Source organism: Coleofasciculus sp. LEGE 07092 (genome assembly GCF_015207375.1).
Lineage (GTDB): Bacteria > Cyanobacteriota > Cyanobacteriia > Cyanobacteriales > Coleofasciculaceae > LEGE-07092.
Map to the genome: position 1 here is coordinate 1 of NZ_JADEWY010000061.1, position 17,022 is coordinate 17,022.

General features: G+C 45.1%; 17 protein-coding genes and 3 pseudogenes. 15 read left to right on the plus strand and 5 right to left on the minus strand.

Annotation, left to right across the window (positions count from 1 at the left end; genetic code table 11):
- Positions 1–35: 35 nt before the first annotated feature.
- Positions 36–689 (minus strand): hypothetical protein, encoded by a 654-nt coding sequence (locus IQ257_RS15695; RefSeq protein ID WP_193874219.1) that lies wholly within the window; start codon positions 687–689, stop codon positions 36–38.
- Positions 690–1,218: 529 nt separating this feature from the next.
- Here IQ257_RS15695 and IQ257_RS15700 point away from each other — a divergent pair.
- The gene (locus tag IQ257_RS15700; protein WP_228060746.1) at positions 1,219–1,581 is read left to right on the plus strand and encodes a hypothetical protein; all 363 of its coding nucleotides are present in this window, start codon (positions 1,219–1,221) and stop codon (positions 1,579–1,581) included.
- A 92-nt stretch (positions 1,582–1,673) separates the two neighbouring features.
- Here the strand turns inward: IQ257_RS15700 and IQ257_RS15705 are convergent, their stop codons facing one another.
- The gene (locus IQ257_RS15705; RefSeq protein WP_193874218.1) at positions 1,674–2,681 is read right to left on the minus strand and encodes a hypothetical protein; all 1,008 of its coding nucleotides are present in this window, start codon (positions 2,679–2,681) and stop codon (positions 1,674–1,676) included.
- Between the two features lie 657 nt (positions 2,682–3,338).
- On the opposite strand from IQ257_RS15705, the gene IQ257_RS15710 reads away from it, so the two are divergent.
- On the plus strand, positions 3,339–3,734 hold the full coding sequence (locus IQ257_RS15710) for a hypothetical protein (protein ID WP_193874217.1): 396 nt from the start codon (positions 3,339–3,341) through the stop codon (positions 3,732–3,734).
- Here IQ257_RS15710 and IQ257_RS15715 read toward each other — a convergent pair.
- Positions 3,731–3,958, minus strand: a complete 228-nt coding sequence (locus tag IQ257_RS15715) for a hypothetical protein (protein ID WP_193874216.1) — start codon at positions 3,956–3,958, stop codon at positions 3,731–3,733. The genes IQ257_RS15710 and IQ257_RS15715 overlap by 4 nt on opposite strands.
- A gap of 11 nt (positions 3,959–3,969) precedes the next feature.
- Between IQ257_RS15715 and IQ257_RS15720 the strand changes: the two are divergent.
- The 10 genes and pseudogenes from IQ257_RS15720 to IQ257_RS15765 form a co-directional block, all read left to right on the plus strand.
- Positions 3,970–4,260 (plus strand): annotated as a pseudogene (locus IQ257_RS15720) (element excision factor XisH family protein); the annotation flags it as partial.
- A 107-nt stretch (positions 4,261–4,367) separates the two neighbouring features.
- Positions 4,368–4,703 carry a XisI protein gene (locus tag IQ257_RS15725; protein WP_193874215.1) on the plus strand — a complete coding sequence of 112 codons (336 nt, stop codon included), beginning with the start codon at positions 4,368–4,370 and terminating at the stop codon, positions 4,701–4,703.
- Positions 4,704–4,751: 48 nt separating this feature from the next.
- On the plus strand, positions 4,752–4,955 hold the full coding sequence (locus tag IQ257_RS15730; RefSeq protein WP_193874214.1) for a hypothetical protein: 204 nt from the start codon (positions 4,752–4,754) through the stop codon (positions 4,953–4,955).
- 57 nt (positions 4,956–5,012) lie between these two features.
- Complete coding sequence (locus IQ257_RS15735; RefSeq protein ID WP_193874213.1) at positions 5,013–6,296, plus strand: hypothetical protein; 1,284 nt, start codon at positions 5,013–5,015, stop codon at positions 6,294–6,296.
- A 301-nt stretch (positions 6,297–6,597) separates the two neighbouring features.
- On the plus strand, positions 6,598–6,825 hold the full coding sequence (locus IQ257_RS15740; protein WP_193874212.1) for an addiction module protein: 228 nt from the start codon (positions 6,598–6,600) through the stop codon (positions 6,823–6,825).
- Positions 6,815–7,123, plus strand: a complete 309-nt coding sequence (locus IQ257_RS15745) for a type II toxin-antitoxin system RelE/ParE family toxin (protein ID WP_228060747.1) — start codon at positions 6,815–6,817, stop codon at positions 7,121–7,123. Before IQ257_RS15740 ends, IQ257_RS15745 begins: the two co-directional genes overlap by 11 nt.
- 80 nt (positions 7,124–7,203) lie before the next feature.
- Positions 7,204–7,563, plus strand: a pseudogene (locus IQ257_RS15750) (RNA ligase family protein); the annotation flags it as partial.
- A 192-nt stretch (positions 7,564–7,755) separates the two neighbouring features.
- Positions 7,756–8,049: pseudogene (locus IQ257_RS15755) on the plus strand (Uma2 family endonuclease); the annotation flags it as partial.
- Between the two features lie 92 nt (positions 8,050–8,141).
- Positions 8,142–8,696 (plus strand): helix-turn-helix domain-containing protein, encoded by a 555-nt coding sequence (locus IQ257_RS15760; protein WP_193874211.1) that lies wholly within the window; start codon positions 8,142–8,144, stop codon positions 8,694–8,696.
- Positions 8,672–8,986, plus strand: coding sequence for an ATP-binding protein (locus IQ257_RS15765; RefSeq protein ID WP_228060750.1), 315 nt, complete (start codon positions 8,672–8,674; stop codon positions 8,984–8,986). The genes IQ257_RS15760 and IQ257_RS15765 overlap by 25 nt, the downstream gene beginning before the upstream one ends.
- A 59-nt stretch (positions 8,987–9,045) precedes the next feature.
- Here IQ257_RS15765 and IQ257_RS15770 read toward each other — a convergent pair whose 3' ends face one another.
- Positions 9,046–9,678 carry a Coq4 family protein gene (locus IQ257_RS15770; protein ID WP_193874209.1) on the minus strand — a complete coding sequence of 211 codons (633 nt, stop codon included), beginning with the start codon at positions 9,676–9,678 and terminating at the stop codon, positions 9,046–9,048.
- Positions 9,679–9,842: 164 nt separating this feature from the next.
- Here IQ257_RS15770 and IQ257_RS30770 point away from each other — a divergent pair, with 164 nt between their 5' ends.
- The 3 genes from IQ257_RS30770 to IQ257_RS15780 all read left to right on the plus strand — a co-directional run bounded on the left by IQ257_RS30770 (position 9,843) and on the right by IQ257_RS15780 (position 16,321).
- A complete protein-coding gene (locus IQ257_RS30770; RefSeq protein ID WP_265586111.1) occupies positions 9,843–9,971 on the plus strand; it encodes a hypothetical protein in 129 nt (42 codons plus the stop codon).
- Positions 9,972–9,983: 12 nt separating this feature from the next.
- On the plus strand, positions 9,984–10,637 hold the full coding sequence (locus tag IQ257_RS15775; RefSeq protein WP_193874208.1) for a hypothetical protein: 654 nt from the start codon (positions 9,984–9,986) through the stop codon (positions 10,635–10,637).
- Positions 10,638–11,449: 812 nt separating this feature from the next.
- Entirely contained in the window at positions 11,450–16,321 is a 4,872-nt protein-coding gene (locus IQ257_RS15780; RefSeq protein ID WP_193874207.1) for a hypothetical protein, read from the plus strand.
- A gap of 138 nt (positions 16,322–16,459) precedes the next feature.
- On the opposite strand, the gene IQ257_RS15785 is transcribed toward IQ257_RS15780, so the two are convergent.
- On the minus strand, positions 16,460–17,011 hold the full coding sequence (locus IQ257_RS15785) for a hypothetical protein (protein WP_193874206.1): 552 nt from the start codon (positions 17,009–17,011) through the stop codon (positions 16,460–16,462).
- Positions 17,012–17,022: the final 11 nt, after the last annotated feature.

A 17,022-nucleotide genomic window follows, 5' to 3' on the forward strand; every position in this document is an offset into this window, starting at 1 on the left:
CAGCTCCCCAGCTCCCCAGCTCCCCAGCCAATCTGTTATCGCTCGTATTCTATATAATCGGTATGCCTATCCTCTAGATGAGGGGGTATAACCTCAGTGCGCCGTCTAGGTGCCGTGGAATAGGGGAGAGCCGTGTAGGGGTTTGGCATCACGTAGGTTGTTCGGGGTGACGGACGTTGTTGTCGTGAAAGCGCTGCTAACAAACCAACTACGACAACACCGCCACTAATGGTTACTGCCATGCCTCCAAGACCCCAGACTAGACCAGAAAGCAGTGAGTTTTCTTGCTGCTGGGTTTGTGTCAGGGGAGGTGCAGCTTCAATCCGTCCGGGTATAGCATTACCATTGGTTTGTCCCATCAGATTCTCAATAAGGGACTGCTGTTGCTGCATTTGTGCTTTTAGCTGCTCGGTTTCAGTGCGCTGCTGCTCAAGCATGGTTCTGAGATTTTCTACCGTCAACTGCTGCTGTTCCCAATCATTGGCTGCGAAACCTGGTGCAGTCGGCGTCGGGCTAGGCGTATTTGTCCCATAAGGATTATAGGGATTATACGGATTGGCTGGTGAGATTGGCGCTGGTTGGGAAGGAGGCAGATTAGCAACGCCCAGACCTTCTCCCCCTTTCAGCATGAATAAAACCGCCACCCCAGCGAAGGCAGCCCCTGTCAGGAATGCCATACCATCACTCATCGCTCTTACCTCTCAACTGAAACTGAATTATATCGAGTTGTAACTGATGCCGTCTGACCCTCATTATTGGGAGTTTACTCCTCTGTTAATTTATACGCCATTGACTCCCTTGGGGTAGGTGGTCGTTTTTTTTACTTAAACTCCGTCTTTAAATTCAAAACTACATTGGCTAAATTGTCTACTAAATTGTCTACCTTAAGGCATCTTAAAATTTTATGAGCTCTAATAAGCCCTCTTTATAGAATAGAAATTTGCAGACTCCTGCCGCCAGCTTGTCTCAATCCCCAGTTTTCTGAATCGAACAGTATCGGGTTCTCAGCTTTGTTGCTGCACTACTGCCGTTATACCAAAACCATTATCTCCAATCCGGAGGGCTATCCTTATCAATGGACTCGTGCATAAGCTTCCCAAGCTCAAAGCGATATCAGATTGAGCAAGGGTTCCTCTAAGGCGCTTTAATCGGTCAGTACGTCATCAAGTGCGATCGCATTACTCAACACAAATTAATCCTGACCCTATAGCTCACTATTTGAAATCTATTAATAGTTACCGCATTTTAGCGGCAGTTGTATCCCTAACTAGAGAGTCCGAGCGACTCCCCCTGTGCGATATGTTACTAACACGCCAACAAATCAAAGCCAAGAAACGCAATGCCAAACGGCTTGGTCAATTACTCAAAGATGCCAGGAGAGAACTTGAGCAAACTGTCGCAGCTCTTGAAGATACTGCCCTCGTGGATGGCAGTTTAGAAATGGCAGATATTTCAGGTTCGCAAAATATCAACTCCCTGATTGGGCAAATTCTGGCAATTGCCAATGAATGGAGTAGACTCAACCATTTTGAAATTGAGGAAAAATTAGACCAGATTGAGGGAAAATTTTATCAAAACTAAAACCAAAGCCCTAAAAAAACATTGCCCCCCTCTCCCTTCTTGGAAGAGGGGTTGAAAGTAAGGGTGAAGCACGATCGCCTCTACTGATTCTGCTACTGTGGGGATTCTATCGTCATTTCTATAGACGAAACCATGTTTACCAGGGTTTCTTGGTCGGTGTTAGGATCTGTTATCGCAAACTCCATATTAGAAAGCGTAGACATAACCCCACTAACAGGCATAATTTGATTCAAGTTCGCCGTCATGGTTCCAGTAGTCTGCATAGAGAACGACTTGATATCAAAATCCACATTAGGAGGCAGTCCCGGCAAGTTCAACTCGCTAGCGGTTTCGGGATCGGCTTGTTGTTCCATTTTCATACTCAATACAACCGCACCATCCTGAAAATCCTCCAACTCATACAAAATTCTGACATTATCTAAGGGTAAGCCTGTACCAGGAACAGAACTCGTAACTAACCATTGAGCCCCCACTCCTACGGGTTCCTCTGGAAACGGTGCCGCTGATAATTGCTCTAAGGAACTCAGCATCTGATCCATCCACTGCTTGAGGCTGGGATCGATAGTCTCAGGTAAGGCTACCTTCACATCTTGGACAGTTCCTTGGTTCGTGATAACGTAAGAAATCTCTACATCCTTTAGTTGTTCAAGTTGCGATCGCATAACCTCAACCAATTCTTGTGGTGCTGTTTTATCTGACGCCACATCAATATCTACATAAGACATTTGGACGCGAATATCCCCATCAGCATTGATTTCCGTAACATCTGCCTCAACGGTCATTGTAATGGGTGGCAAATCCATCGTCGGCATCACCTGACCGTCGATAGTTCCCCGCATATCCATATTCATCGTCATGACAGTTGTTTGCTGGGTGTTTACCCCTGGGGTAAACCGCAACTGCTGTCTCGGTTGTTCGCCTGCTGTCAGCAGTTCGATTGTGGTTTGTGCAGGTTCTACAGGGGCAGCGCTTTCCGTAGAATCTGGGGGAACTTGGGAAACCACTAATGGTGCTTGTGTACTAGCGGGTGTAGGGGGCGGTGTTGTCCCCAATCCAGCAAGCAGAAAGACAAGAGAACTTAGGAATAATGGTTTTTTCATGGGATTACTCTGAAATTTTGCTAAAAAACTTAGGTGTAGGAACTAAGCGTTACCTAAACATTACTGACAAGACAGGATAAAAAACTTGTTCCTGATTTATTCCACCGATTGAGAGCAAATCTTTCTTATTGTCTCTCCTTTTGCCAAGAATGCCATCACTCAAGGGGAGAATCTCAGTTGAAGAAGGCAGAAGGGAGAGGTTGGAAAGGTCACTTTTCACGTTAGAAAACAGCCTAAATCATTTCTCTAGCTGGAAATATTCCTGAAAACTGAATCAAATGCCTGAAATAACGAATAGAAGAAGATTAGTCGTCTATTCCAGTCACTAGGAATCACTATCTCCCATCGCCTGCCAATATCCTTGTGACTGACTACCAGCAAAGCTGCATCTTACCTTGGCACAGGTACGTCGATTTCCGACAACAACAGGTACAGCGATGCACCCTAAGAGGATGTATGAAAAGTTATTTTTGACACGCTTACTTACTGACGATCCCCCTAAATTCCCCTTGAAACGAGGGGCTAGGGGGGATTGGACGCTTCACAACTGAAGATTCCCCTAAGTCGAAGAGGCTTATTAGCGGCAGCTTTTTAAGTCTCTTTCAGCTTTTTTACGTCACGTTCCGTTTTTTGTTATTTAGTTTGAAGAGATAAACCATGATCATTTCGACGGCAAACACACTTATATTGTTTGTGTCATTAGCGATAGGCTCCGTGATTCAGCTTACCCTTATTCACAATACAGGAGTAGGGTTGGGAACTTCTTTTATTTTAGAGAGAAATAGTCCCAGTTATCTATCGTCTGCTGCCTTCGCTTCACCCCTATTGTCCCCTTCAGCGAGGGAAGAACAAACTGGAGATTGCCGACGCTTAGATGTATGCACTATTAGTGGTGATAAAAAAAATATTGGTTCTAAGACTTTGTTGCTGGTCAAGAAACCGAGTCAGATACACCTAGTTTTTAGGATATCACAACCATCAGCGTTTGTCCTGTCTGATAGAGAGGAACAGACAGAAGATTGTCGCCGTTTGGAAACCTGCGGTGTTAGTTAACCGAATAGTTTTGCTCTTTCTTTACCGTTCAAGGCTTCGACTTCTTTTTCTGTTAATTTATTGTTTTTGGATACATTAATAACATCACTGTGAGTGACTTGTTTGGTTATACCATGAGCATATCTATGAGTGAATAGCTTTTTGTTACCAACAAACTCCAAATTTTCACTAAAAGGTTTTTGACAATTTTCACACTTAAATCTTCGACGATTTACGTAAAGCATTACTTCTCGTTCGGGTTGAGCTGGGTGCAGAGCGATTGCTTGCAGCAGAACGAGCCGGAGAGAAAATAGCAGTCGAGATCAAAAGCTTTTTGAATCCTTCTGCGATCACAGATTTTTACGGCGCATTGGGGCAGTTTCTCAGTTATCGTCTTGCTTTGGAGTCTGTTGAGCCAGAACGGAGCCTATACTTGGCAGTTCCAGTTGATGTTTACCAAACGTTTTTTCAATACGAATTCACTCAAACTGCGGTACAACGGTATCAGGTCTTGATAATTGTATATGACCGAATGGCACTGAAATAAGCCTCAAAGGATAGCTGAAAGCCTTGAAAATGCGTAGGCTGGACACTGCCCACCATCTTTAAGTCAGTGCCATTCGTATATGACCCAGTTAATGAGGTGATAGTGCAATGGACAAGGTAGCTCAATATCGGGAGTACATTCAAATATTACTGAGTCAGTACGCCAAGGATGATGTTTCGGATGATGAAGTCGAAGTGCAACTTATCTTGGACACGGAGCGGGATCATTATCAATGGATGAATGTGGGATGGCAACAGCTTAACCGAGTTTATCGTTGTATTGTCCATTTTGATATCAAAGACGGAAAAATTTGGCTTCAGCAGAATCTGACAGACCAGAATCCTGCTGAGGATTTGGTTGAAATGGGTGTCAAGAGAGAAGATATTGTGTTGGGTTTACAGCCTGCTTACAAACGGCAGTACACAGAGTATGGTGCTGCTTGAACAATGCCCATGAACCCAATATGCGATCGCCTGTTCTTGTAGGTCGGGTTGCAGGATGAAACCCGACACTCATCACTGCTTCTCAACCTCAAACAAGAGTGCGATCGCCCAATGGAGTCATGTTTGGTTTCACGTCACCTACTGATTCACAAGCAAGGGCTTGACAGTCTCAACCCAACCTACAGCGAGGGGCGATCGCACTCGTTTCTGCTCCGCCAAGAGATAGATGTAAATGGGCAGGTTTCATGGTGATATGCTAAACCTGTTGATATCAATTATGAGTATTTTAGTACTAGCAGTCAGCATGTTATGAATTCTCCTCTTATTAGGGACATCCCCAGCATTGCCAAAAATCTCAAAAATGCGAGAGATATGGCTACATTCAAACGCATTATGCCTTTCTGTCGTCCCTTTCTAAAATTATTAGGTGCTGATGTACAGAAAATGGATGATGCTTTAGCCAACGTTGATGATCTTGTTCGACAAATAGAAGAAATGTCTCAGATACCTGATCGTTTCAACGATATATTTGCTTCGCGTGGTTGGATCATTTACGACTTGCTTAACCTTGAGGTAGCCAAGAATGCAATCGCAAAAGCAGAGTCAGGAGACATAGATGGTGCTGAAACTGATTTAGTGGACTATTACGATGCAGAGACAGTGAGATGGAAATTACAGACCATGAAGGGAATCCGCGCCTTCCATCCAAGAGTGGCTCTTGCTCAAAAAGCTCTGATTGATTATGAAGAAGAACGTTGTCATGCATGTGTTCCAGTTGTATTGTCACTGCTTGATGGTTTAGTGAATGAGCTGCAAGAAAAACGAAGAGGCTTTTTCGCTGAAGAAGTTGATCTTACGGCGTGGGATTCTATTTCGGCTCATAGTAGTGGATTGAATGTATTAGTAAGAATATTTCAAAAAGGTCGGTATAAAACTACAATTGAGTCACTTACTATCCCATATCGCAATGGAATTATGCATGGAATGGATCTTGGTTATGACAACAAGATAGTTGCAGCTAAAGCATGGGCAGCTTTGTTTGCTACTCGTGATTGGGCATTGAAAGCTGAAAAAGGCTTGGTTGAGGCTCAGCCAGAAGAACCACAAAAAAGCTGGAAAGAGATTTTGGAGCAGCTACGCAAAAATCGAGGAAATAAAGAGAAGTTGGAACAATGGAAACCCAGGGATATTAAAGTTGGTATTGATGTCCCCGCAAGTGGTGCGCCAAAGCTTTTTGCTGATACAACTCCTGAGAAGCAACTTGCGAAGTACTTGAATTTTTGGATGGTTAAGAACTACGGTTATATGGCTGAGTGTTTATCCTCCAAAATGGGACCACCTGCCAAACAAGCACCCGCACGTCTTCGTCAATCCTTTTCATGCAAGGCTCTAAAAGCCTTTAAGTTTGTCTCAATCCAGGATCATGCGGCAGCCCTCTCAATCATCTCGACTAATCTAGTGTTTGAAGAATATGGAGAAGAAGTATTAAAATCATTTGATTTCCGTTTAATAAATGAGGATTCCCAAGGTAATCCTGAAGTATCTGGTACACCAGGCAGTGATTGGAAAATCATTAATTGGGCACTTTATTGAATTAGCTGAGAAGCGGCCTAATAATTGCGTCTCGCAGACTAGGGAATTAGGGGTGAAGCTGATTTGCCGAAATTGTTCTGAAATCTGCCCTACCTTGTCGTGCTAGAGAACATGCCAGACGTCTGATCGGATCAGATTTATGAAGTGGTCGATGTTTTATGATACCTTACCATTCTTTCTGGTGCCAGGGATATGGAGGCTATCAAGTTTGTTTAGCTGCGGTAGATCAGCAGAGGAGGAAACAATATCGTTATCGGTGATAAACTTGAAGCAAGACACCAATTGCGATGGTGAGGTCAGCATGAACACAGAGTTCACTCAAATGTTTGAGTTAACCCTCTCGGAAAAACTACAACTGCTGGAAGATTTATGGGACAGCATTGCCCAAATTCCAGAGCAAATTCCTGTGCTTGATTGGCAAAAAGAAGAGCTGGCAAAGAGAAAGGATACCTATTTGCAGAATCCTGGCTCAGGTAGTTCATGGGAAGCAGCCAAGGAGCGAATTCGCAACGGACAGTATGGTGCTTAGAAATCTGATCATTCTGCCAGAGGCGGAACGGGATGTAGCCCAAGCTTATGTTTGGTATGAAGAACAAGAATTTGGTTTGGGCGAAGAGTTTCTTCGTTGTGTCGATGCTTGCATTCAGTTTATCCGGCGAAATCCGGAAATGTATCAGGTAATGCATGAAAGCTATCGAAGGGCTGTCGTTCGGCGCTTTCCCTATGTTGTTTTTTATGAACATTCAGACATCACAGTTATAGTTTATGCCGTTTTCCACTGCTCTCAAGACCCGAAGAAATGGCGTAGTCGGTTGTCGAAAGGTTAATCATTGAAAGTTCTAAAGAATCATCCTGGATTCTTTGAATAACATATCCAATAAATAACAATTTTAGATTCTGTTGTTTAATGTACAAATACCCTCGCACCCCTCATATTCAAGGTTCACGGCTCCAACCGGGGGATGAAGATTTGGATAGCCTGCCTTTCAGCGCGATCGCGTCTCAATATGTGACAGTCGAAGAAAAAGTGGATGGAGCCAATGCTGCCATAAGTTTTAGTCGGGATGGGCAAATGCTGTTGCAAAGCCGGGGACATTATTTAACCAGAGGAGAGCGGGAAAAGCACTTTAACTTGTTCAAACAATGGGCGTACAGCCATACTGGAACGTTCTGGGAGGTGCTGGGTACTCGCTAAATCCTCTATGGCGAATGGCTCTATGCCAAACACACCGTCTTGTACGACGCCTTACCTCATTATTTCTTGGAAAAACTCTCTTCGTCTATCGTTCAAGTTGGTTAGTCTCCGCTCAACCGGAACGTTAGATTGCTGAATTCTTGGTTGGGTTCTAACCGAAAGTTTGTCAATATTCTGGGGCAAAGCAATCAGAGGTTTGATTCGTCGTATGTATCACATACTCGATTTGGTAGACTTGAGGCATTAATTGGACTCAGTTGACCTATGACCATTGCAGTCGAGCAAGCAATTCAACAGAAGCCACTTAGCTTTGACGAGTTTCTCGCTCGTCATGGTGGCGATAACCGCTACGAACTGATCGATGGAGAGGTATTCGATTTGGAACCAACAGGTTTACATGAAGAAGTTGTAGCTTTCATTAGTGCAAAGCTCTGTGTCCAGATTGACGCAATAGGCTTACCTTGGTTTGTCTTCCAGCGGGGACTATTGCGCCCTTCTAACGTTGGTATGACAGCATTTCGACCTGACGTTGCAGTTGTTGATCGAGATGAACTAGTAGGCTGTCAAGTCAGCTTTGACGAGTTGAACAGATCTGGGTATCCTAATTGAGAGCGATCGCTCTCAACCGAAATTTTTCCAGACCTCGGACAATGAATAAAAAATATATAGTCAGGCTGACACCCGCAGAAAAACAGGCGTTAGAGCAGTTAATCAACCAAGGTTCTTCGGCAGCCCGAAAGTTGACCCATGCTCGGATTTTACTCAAGGCTAACTGTGATCAAGAGCAAGGAGGTTGGAGTGATCAAGCCATTCATCAAGCAATAGATGTCAGCCTGTCTACTATTGCCCGTGTGCGTCAAATCTTTGTCGAACAAGGACTCGATGCTGCCCTCAACCCCAAACCCTCCTCTCAACTGCGTCTACGGAAACTGGATGGGGCAGCAGAAGCTCACTTAATTGCCTGCTGTTGTAGTAATCCACCTTTAGGAAGAAAGGAATGGACATTAAGGTTGTTGGCAGAGCAGATGGTCAAATTGGAGTATGTCGATAGTCTTTCTTATGAGACAGTCAGAAAGGTTCACGACTCCAACCGGGGGATGAAGACTTGGATAACGTGCCTTTCAGCTCCATCGCCTCTCAACTTGTTCAAACAATGGGCGTACAGCCATGCAGGAACCTTTTGGGAGGTGCTGGGCGATCGGTAGGGGAGCGAGCAAGAGCGATCGCTAAAGACTACATGAGAACCGAAAAATCCTTTGTTTGGAATGCGACAAATCTCTCTCGACAACTGCGTTCATCGTTAATTAATTTATTTTCTGCCTACCACGCACGAATTCCCATTGTTTACCTGGAAGTCTCTTGGGAAGAATTGCGGCGGCGCAATCATTCTCGCGCTGCCAATGTGCCGGAAGCGGTAATTCAGCGAATGCGCGATCGCTTAGACATTCCAGACCTTACTGAAGCCCATCAGGTAGACTGGATTGTGGATAGTTGAGCGCATCTATAGGAAAACCAGGCGATCGCATCGTAAATGAATCGCCACCTTATTAAGGATTAGACGGCTGTAGCGGTTAATCTAGCTGGCTCTGTCGTCAACCCAAATTCAGCTTTAACTTCACTCAGAGGGCGTTCCCAATACTCTTCAAAGCGAACTCCCAAGAGAAACTTGGCTTTCTTTGCCAGTTCTTGCCCTTTACGAAGGTTGGCAAAAATTGCCTTGGCTTGTCCTGGAAAAATGATGGGAGCAAACACTTTTGCCATCTTCAAACCAATTTTTAGAGAGGAACTGTAGTTTTGCTCGGCAGCGAAGGCAAGAACACCAATTTCTCCGGCATAGCTCGTGTCAAATCCCAGCAGAACATGAAAGATATCATGGGTGACAGCATACCTCAAGGCAAAGACGTTGCTTTTAGCTATGTCTTCGAGTTCAGGAGAGATGTTAAAAGGTTTGAGATGATTAGCATTCATGTGTTGAGCATATTCCCATCCGAAGCTACCTTTAGGGTATTGGCTTAATTTCTCTAAATCAATGGGTGGATGATACCCTACAACAGGTTGTAGGTTCGACTCTACTTCTGGATTGACTTTAGAGCCAAAGGCATCGGCTTTGAGAATGGCAAAATCTCCCAGATTTCCTGATTTGTATGCCATTCTAGCTTGGTAGAGTTGTTTGAATTTAATTAGCATTGTTCTGTATTAAGTCAGTTAGTCAGCCTGTAAAATACTACAGTCTGGTACTTTCAAATTACGGTTAAAGACTGCACTTTACTTCGCCTCCGACAGCTCGTTGAATTGGATGATTTATCTTCACTCTATCGGTTCACCCGTTAGCAGGAAGCGAGTACTTGTGGTTGGTAGCAGATGACTATATTGACTGGGAGAACCCTGCGTTACTATTGGAGCTAGAAGCCATCATTGTGAAAGCCAAAATCTTGGTGGGGATAGAAAGGTATTCTGCCGCCGATGAACGCAACCGTTAGACCTTAAAACAAATGTACAATTATCGCGCTATTTTGCAGCGGGTGGGTATTGTGCTGATCGCGGTCGGGATTCTCGATATCGCGTATATGGTCTATTGCATATCACAAGATCAGAGCTATTCATCCATCTTCAACATCTTAGCTGTGGTGGCGGGTGTGTTTCTCTTTCGGGGTAGCCTGCGTGCCGTTCCTATAGTCACATGCTTCGCCGCCTTCATGATCTCTAACTTCGTCAGCGTATTCATACTGCTTCCCTTTTTGAAGCCAGCAGAACTCTGGGCAATTGAATTTCACCTCGATCCGGTCGATCTTTCTATGTCGCTTCTAGTGAGAATTACGCTGATTGCCCTTCTTTGCTGGGTCTACACACAGTTGCGAGCTGCACCTGTAGTGTCAGCAAGCTTTAAATATGCTCATTCTGCCTCTACTCCGAAGCTGGCGTTCATCCTTGGGGTAGCGCTCGTAGTATTACCTGTTGGCATTATGCACTTCACGCGAGGTGGCGCGGCTGGAGCTAAAGCAGTGGAAGTAGCCCGTGCAAAATACGGGCAGGACTACAAGTATCATGTTACAGCCATGGGTTGGTCGAACGGGAATGTACAGGCTCACCTCACCGCATACAACGAACAAGAGATAAAACCTGTTCAAGTAGAGTGGAAGCAGTGAGCAGGGCTAGTTATTCGCATACTCTTACGCAGTAAACTGGCAATCGCTCTTGCAGCAGATGGGCAAACTGGGCTAGAGCAATCGCTTGTCTGTGACAGTTGTGTAAGTCCTGCTCTAAACATTGTCCAACACCCTAGAAGTACGTCCTGTTGGTGATGGCAATGCGATCGCTCCCCAACACAATGAAGATCGAGGCAGTGCCGCTTTCATGCAGTAACGCCGCTATTTCTAGGTATAGCAACTGCCAAGACGGTTAGGACATATATAAATTTAGTAGTGCTGAAGAGAGAGCTAAAGTTCCCCCCTTAGTAAGGGGGGCTAGGGGGGTGGTGCAAGATGTGAGTCAATCAACTTTGGAGCTCAATCAACTTATCCTGCGTCTAAACCTAAAGAGTACGGTATCCGTCACCAGGAAGGCATAGAAGCTTACAGATGAGCTTGCTACAATGGCGAAAGCATAGTATGTCAGCAGGTTTTATCACCAACAGCCAGCTATTTTTTTGACAGTAAGGTTGACTGCCGTTTAAGCCATGCTGCTGACAATGTGTGATTCTGCAAACAGGTCTTTATTCCTATCTAGCGAGTATTAACAGAGAAGCAAAAACTCAATTTTAATCTCTCCAAAGGGAGAATAGACCTCTTACAACTGTTCGATTTTACCAATTTCTGTGCCTTTTTCCAGAATAAAAGCCATAAGTTTAACATAGCAACTAAAATTCACCAAGTCAGCTACTAGTTTTAGCTGTATAGGCAAGTCATGAGGAGGCTAACGACAAACGTTAAGTCTAGGCAACTATAAAACTATTCGAGTCATGACTGACCCCTATCAACTAGAGGATGTTGCCCAATACAACCAGCGCTCGTTGAAAACATTAGTGCGGGCGATAGACCTTTCCGTGGGGCAGTTTTCACTGATTTTAGTACGCTGCAATTATGGGGAAGTGCAGCGAGAAATCTTGCAACAGCTCCGGCAGCAATCCTTTGTCAAAATTCAAGAACTAATCTTACCCAAGTCAACAAAGACACTTTATACCGCTATCAAAGCCCAGATTGATGGCGGACGGCATCCCCAACATTATTTCAACACTACCGCGTTAATCGTTTTGGGATTAGAAACTGTGGCTAATCTCGATCATCTTCTGACAGCTACCAATCAGGTTCGAGATGAGTTTCGCAAAAGTTTCCCATTCCCCTTAGTTTTGTGGATTAATGATCGCGTATTGCAAAAACTGGCTCGACAAGCACCGGATTTCAACAGTTGGGCAGGCGTACCCATTCACTTTGCCCTGGCTACCGATATCTTAATCGCTGATCTGCGGCAGAAAACTCAGCAATTATTCGATAACGCTTTTAAAGTCGGTTCGGGTCAGTTTTTGTCCAATGGGGCTATCTTCGGCTTCCGCTATCGCTTGCAACTGGAGTCAGCCCTGCGAGATTTGCAACGCCGCGATGCTCACTTCAAATTAGAGCCAGAACTAGAAGCGTGCAAGCAATTTATTCTAGGTCGAGATGACTATATCCGCGATCGCATTTCAGACGCTCTCGAATGTTACCACCAAAGCTTGAACGTTTGGCAGCAGAATAACTGGGTAGAACGACAGGGAGTGCTGCTGTTTCACATTGGGTTGTGTTACTACCGTCAGGCTGACTTGCATCCCTTAGAAAGCCGTCGTTATTGGGAGCAAGCTAGAGATGCATTTCAGCAATGCTTAGAGGTTTTCGAGCAAGGGCAACGTCGGGACTGGGTTGCTAAATTTATCGGTCAACTGGGTGAAGTCCTCCGCCGCTTAGAAGCGTGGGACGACTTGCAAAGTCTCGCCCAAAAAGCCCTCACCTTGCATCGCAGTCGGGGCAGTTCCATTCAACTGGCGCAAGATTACGGCTTTCTGGCGGAAGTCGCCCTGAAAGGTTACGGTACACCTTGCCCGTATCACTGGGCAAGAAAAGCCAATAAATTAGCTCAGAAAGCGCTTACTATTCTAGACCGTGCCTCAGAGTCCCAACCCCAACATCGAGGGTTGTATCTCTTATTACTCGCTCAATCGCAACAGTATCTAAACCAGCCTCAAGCCGCAATCAATCATTTGGAAGACGCCAGAAAAGCAGGCATTCACCAATATGATCCACAACTTCACATTCGTATTTTAGAAGTACTGCGATCGCTCTACTTTGAACAGGGTCAGTATAGAGAAGCCTTTCACATCAAGCGCGAACAACGCTCAATCGAGCAGCAGTATGGGTTTCGAGCATTCATTGGTGCAGGTCGCCTGCAACCCCAGCGACAGGCTATCAACCCCGCTCTTACCCAAACCGACCAGCAAGCTACCCTGGCTCAAGAGATTACCACATCCGGTCGGCAGCACGATGTAGACCGCCTGATTGCCAAAATTTCCCGTCAAGACTGTAAATTGATTGCCATTTACGGTCAGTCAGGAGTCGGGAAAAGTTCCCTCGTTACAGCAGGATTAGTTCCAGCCCTCAAACAGCAACCCATTTGTTCTCGTGACGCCCTACCCATCGTACTGCGAGTCTATACCGACTGGGCTGACGAATTGGGAAAGTCTTTCGCAAAGGCGCTGGAGAAAATTAGAAGATACACCTTACCTGTAACGCTGAATTCAGAAACCCAACTCATCGAACAGTTGAAAAAGAATGAAGATCTTAATCTTCTCACCATTCTCATTTTCGATCAATTTGAAGAATTCTTTGTCGATGGCACGCTTTTTAATAAGCAAAACCGCCAACAATTTTATGAATTTTTGAGACAATGCCTGAATATTCCCTTTGTTAAAGTTATTATTTCCCTGCGAGAAGACCGCCTCTCTTGTTTACTGGAATGCAATCGGCTCACTAATCTAGATGCAATTAACCAGAATATTTTAGATAAAAATATCCTCTACCACTTGGGAAATCTCTCCAGACAAGATACCAAAAAAGTCATCCAGAGCTTGACAAAACGCTCACAATTTCCCTTAGAACCCGCTCTCATTGATGAGCTCGTACAGGATTTAGCCGGAGAGCTTGGGGAGGTTCGCCCCATCGAATTGCAAGTCGTCGGAACCCAGCTTCAAACCGACAAAATTGTCACCTTAGAACAGTATCATCAACTCGGACCGAAAGCCAAACTCGTCAAGGGATTTTTAGAAGAAACAGTGAGAGACTGTGGTTCTGAAAACGAACGCCTTGCCCGACGAGTCTTGTACTTACTCACCGATGACCATAGCAATCGCCCCCTCAAGACACGGACTGAGTTAACAGCAGGATTACTCACAGACGGACTGAATGTTGAACCCAACCAACTTGATTTGGTCTTAGAACTATTAGTAAAATCAGGGTTGCTAGTGCTCTGGTCATTTTCAACCGACTTTTATCAACTTGTTCACGATTATCTCGTCCCCTTTATCCAACAGGAAAAAGAGGCAGAATTTGGTAAAAAACTTAAAAAAGCAACCGATGAACGCCAAACCTTTGCAGAACAACTGCATCGGGTGCGGAGATGGCAAACCCGAGCTGTAGTCTTCGCAGGAACCGCTTACCTCCTCGCCATTGCTGCTGCCACCTTTGGATTAACCGCAGAATTTCATAGACAGCGTGCCAAAATTGCAGAAGCCAATTCCAAATCTGAAGCCTTGCTGTTGCGAAATGACCAGCTTGGGGCATTAATTGCCGGAGTCCAAGCCGCAAAACAAATACAGAGTCATCGCATACCCTTTAGCATTCAGCTAGCAGCACAGCTAGCGGCTCAAAACAATCTCAAAATTGAGACAGCCGACCGATTGCAGCAGACTCTATCGAGGGTGCAAGAACACAACCGCCTAGAAAAACACGGTACTAGTGTCTTGGGGGTAAGCTTCAGTCCAGACGGCAAACGCATTGCCTCGGCTGGCGCTGATAATAGGATTATACTCTGGAACCCTGATGGTACGGTAGTCCGAACCTTAACAGACCACCGCCAACCTGTCACTAGTGTGAGTTTCAGTCCAGACAGTCTTACCCTGGCATCAACCAGTGAAGATAAGACCATTAAACTCTGGAATCGTGATGGATTGACCTGCAAAACCCTCAAAGGTCATCAAGATATAGTCTTTAGCGCCAGTTTCAGCCCGGACGGTCAGCTTGTTGCTTCTGGTAGTGCTGACAAAACGGTTAAACTCTGGAGCAAAGATGGTCGGTTAATCAAAACCTTAATCGGTCATCAGGGTACGGTATTTAGCGTCAGTTTCAGCCCCGATGGTCAAATGATTGCCTCCGCTAGTGCTGACGGGACGGTTAAAGTTTGGACACGCAATGGTCGGTTAATTAAAACCTTAATCGGTCATCAGGGTACAGTTTTTAGCGTCAGCTTCAGCCCGGATGGTCAAACTCTCGCTTCTGCCAGTGCGGACAGGACTATTAAACTTTGGACTAAGGGCGGTACATTACTCAAAACCCTAACCGGACACAGTCAACCTGTTTTTAGTACCAGTTTCAGTCCAGATGGTATGACGATTGCTTCTGCCAGTGCGGATAATACGGTTAAACTCTGGAAGCCGGACGGCACTTTACTTGAAACTTTAATGGGACATAAGAATTTTGTCCTGAGTGTGAGTTTTAGCCCCGATAGTAAGACGGTTGCTTCTGCTAGTGCAGACAACACAGTTAGACTCTGGAACCGCGATAGCGCCTTTCATGACGCGCTCAGGGGGCATGATGCCCAAGTCACGAATGTGAGTTTTAGTCCGAATAACCAGTTAATTGCTTCTGCTAGCGCTGACAAGACGGTGAAACTTTGGACGCGCAGGGGTAGACTTGTGCAAACCTTGGTAGGACATAGCAGTGAAGTTTGGAGTGTGAATTTCAGTCCTGACAGTCAAACGATTTTGACAGCTAGTCGGGATAATACGGTGAAACTCTGGAAGCTTGACGGCACGTTGCTCAAAACCTTAATCGGTCATCAGGGTACGGTCTTGAGTGCTAGTTTCAGTCCCGATGGTCAAATGATCGCTTCTGCTAGTGCTGATCAGACGATTAAACTCTGGAGCCGCAATGGTAATTTGTTTAAAACCTTGCGATCGCACAATCAAGCTGTTAATTGGGTGAGTTTCAGTCCAGAGGGTGAGTTGATTGCTTCTGCCAGCGATGATAAAACTGTGAAACTCTGGAGTAGGGACGGCAAGCTACGCAAAACTCTCAAGGGACATAAGGGTAGCGTCAATTGGGTAAGTTTCAGCCCAGACGGTGAGTTTCTTGCCTCTGCTAGTGATGATAAAACTGTGAAACTCTGGAGTAGCGACGGTATGCTACTCAAAACGTTAAAAGGGCATACGGGTAAGGTTTGGAGCGTAGGTTTTAGTCCCGACGGCAACACGATTGTATCTGCTAGCGATGACAATACGGTGAAACTTTGGGACAGCAATGGTATTTTACTTTACACGAAAGATTATTATAGCGGTCCAGTTTTCAGCGTGAGTTTCAGTCCGGACGGCAAGACACTCGCTTCTGCTAGTGATGATAATGCGGTCAGCCTCTTGAATTGGAATCTCAATCTGAATGATTTACTGGATGATTTGCTAGTAGACGGTTGCGATCGGTTGGATGATTATTTGAAGACAAATCCGAATGTGAGTTCAATGGATCGTCAATTGTGTGATGGGATTAAAATGCAGGAGTCAGGAGTTAGGAGTCATAATTTTTATCGTTACTAAACCAGGGTGGTGTATCAATTTCTGCAATTGAGTCGGTGATAATAAGGATAGTGAAGTGGAGAGGTACGGTCACGGCAAGACGATAAGAAGGTAGCGCATAACCCCCCTTCAACTACTGTTCAACCTAAACGTTCAGCTTCACTTCATCGCAGCTTCCCACCAACCCCGCAATGGGTGGTTTTTAGGCGGCACATAACATCCTTTTACTCGAATAGCATTGAGCGTATCACATAGTACTGACCAATCAAGACCTGATTCCTCTGACCAATGCTTTATTATCTCTGGAGTTGATAAAATCTGAAGATGCGGTGCCTGCCGTTGAAAAAATGCGATCGCCTTTTTGTCGTCAGTTGCGATCGCCCATCCGCGATGAATGGCGATCGCAAAAGTTGCAGACTCACCGTCGTCCCCAAGCTCAAAGACGTAGTTCACAAACGTTTCTGCCTCTTCTTCTGACTTGAAATCAACAACTTTCAGTAGTCCTTGTGCAGTGGCTTCCTCAAATTGGCTTGCACCCTCATTCTCCTCACCCTCAATGCGTCGGAGCGAATTTAACTCGCGCTCTTGTACAACTTGAGTAACTGCAACCTGAACGGGAATAGTCTGTAAGATTGCTAACAATTTACCCGAAGCGCAAAAGTTTAGAACACAACAGGCATCCAGAAGAATATGGGAGTGAGCAATTTGCATAACTTAGCGTC

Bases quoted from the DNA above. Each gene is read 5' to 3' on its own strand.
- IQ257_RS15695 (WP_193874219.1), bottom strand. From the start codon at position 689: ATGAGTGATGGTATGGCATTCCTGACAGGGGCTGCCTTCGCTGGGGTG.
- IQ257_RS15705 (WP_193874218.1), bottom strand. From the start codon at position 2,681: ATGAAAAAACCATTATTCCTAAGTTCTCTTGTCTTTCTGCTTGCTGGA.
- IQ257_RS15710 (WP_193874217.1), top strand. From the start codon at position 3,339: ATGATCATTTCGACGGCAAACACACTTATATTGTTTGTGTCATTAGCG.
- IQ257_RS15715 (WP_193874216.1), bottom strand. From the start codon at position 3,958: ATGCTTTACGTAAATCGTCGAAGATTTAAGTGTGAAAATTGTCAAAAA.
- IQ257_RS15725 (WP_193874215.1), top strand. From the start codon at position 4,368: ATGGACAAGGTAGCTCAATATCGGGAGTACATTCAAATATTACTGAGT.
- IQ257_RS15735 (WP_193874213.1), top strand. From the start codon at position 5,013: ATGAATTCTCCTCTTATTAGGGACATCCCCAGCATTGCCAAAAATCTC.
- IQ257_RS15740 (WP_193874212.1), top strand. From the start codon at position 6,598: ATGAACACAGAGTTCACTCAAATGTTTGAGTTAACCCTCTCGGAAAAA.
- IQ257_RS15745 (WP_228060747.1), top strand. From the start codon at position 6,815: ATGGTGCTTAGAAATCTGATCATTCTGCCAGAGGCGGAACGGGATGTA.
- IQ257_RS15760 (WP_193874211.1), top strand. From the start codon at position 8,142: ATGAATAAAAAATATATAGTCAGGCTGACACCCGCAGAAAAACAGGCG.
- IQ257_RS15770 (WP_193874209.1), bottom strand. From the start codon at position 9,678: ATGCTAATTAAATTCAAACAACTCTACCAAGCTAGAATGGCATACAAA.
- IQ257_RS15775 (WP_193874208.1), top strand. From the start codon at position 9,984: ATGTACAATTATCGCGCTATTTTGCAGCGGGTGGGTATTGTGCTGATC.
- IQ257_RS15780 (WP_193874207.1), top strand. From the start codon at position 11,450: ATGACTGACCCCTATCAACTAGAGGATGTTGCCCAATACAACCAGCGC.
- IQ257_RS15785 (WP_193874206.1), bottom strand. From the start codon at position 17,011: ATGCAAATTGCTCACTCCCATATTCTTCTGGATGCCTGTTGTGTTCTA.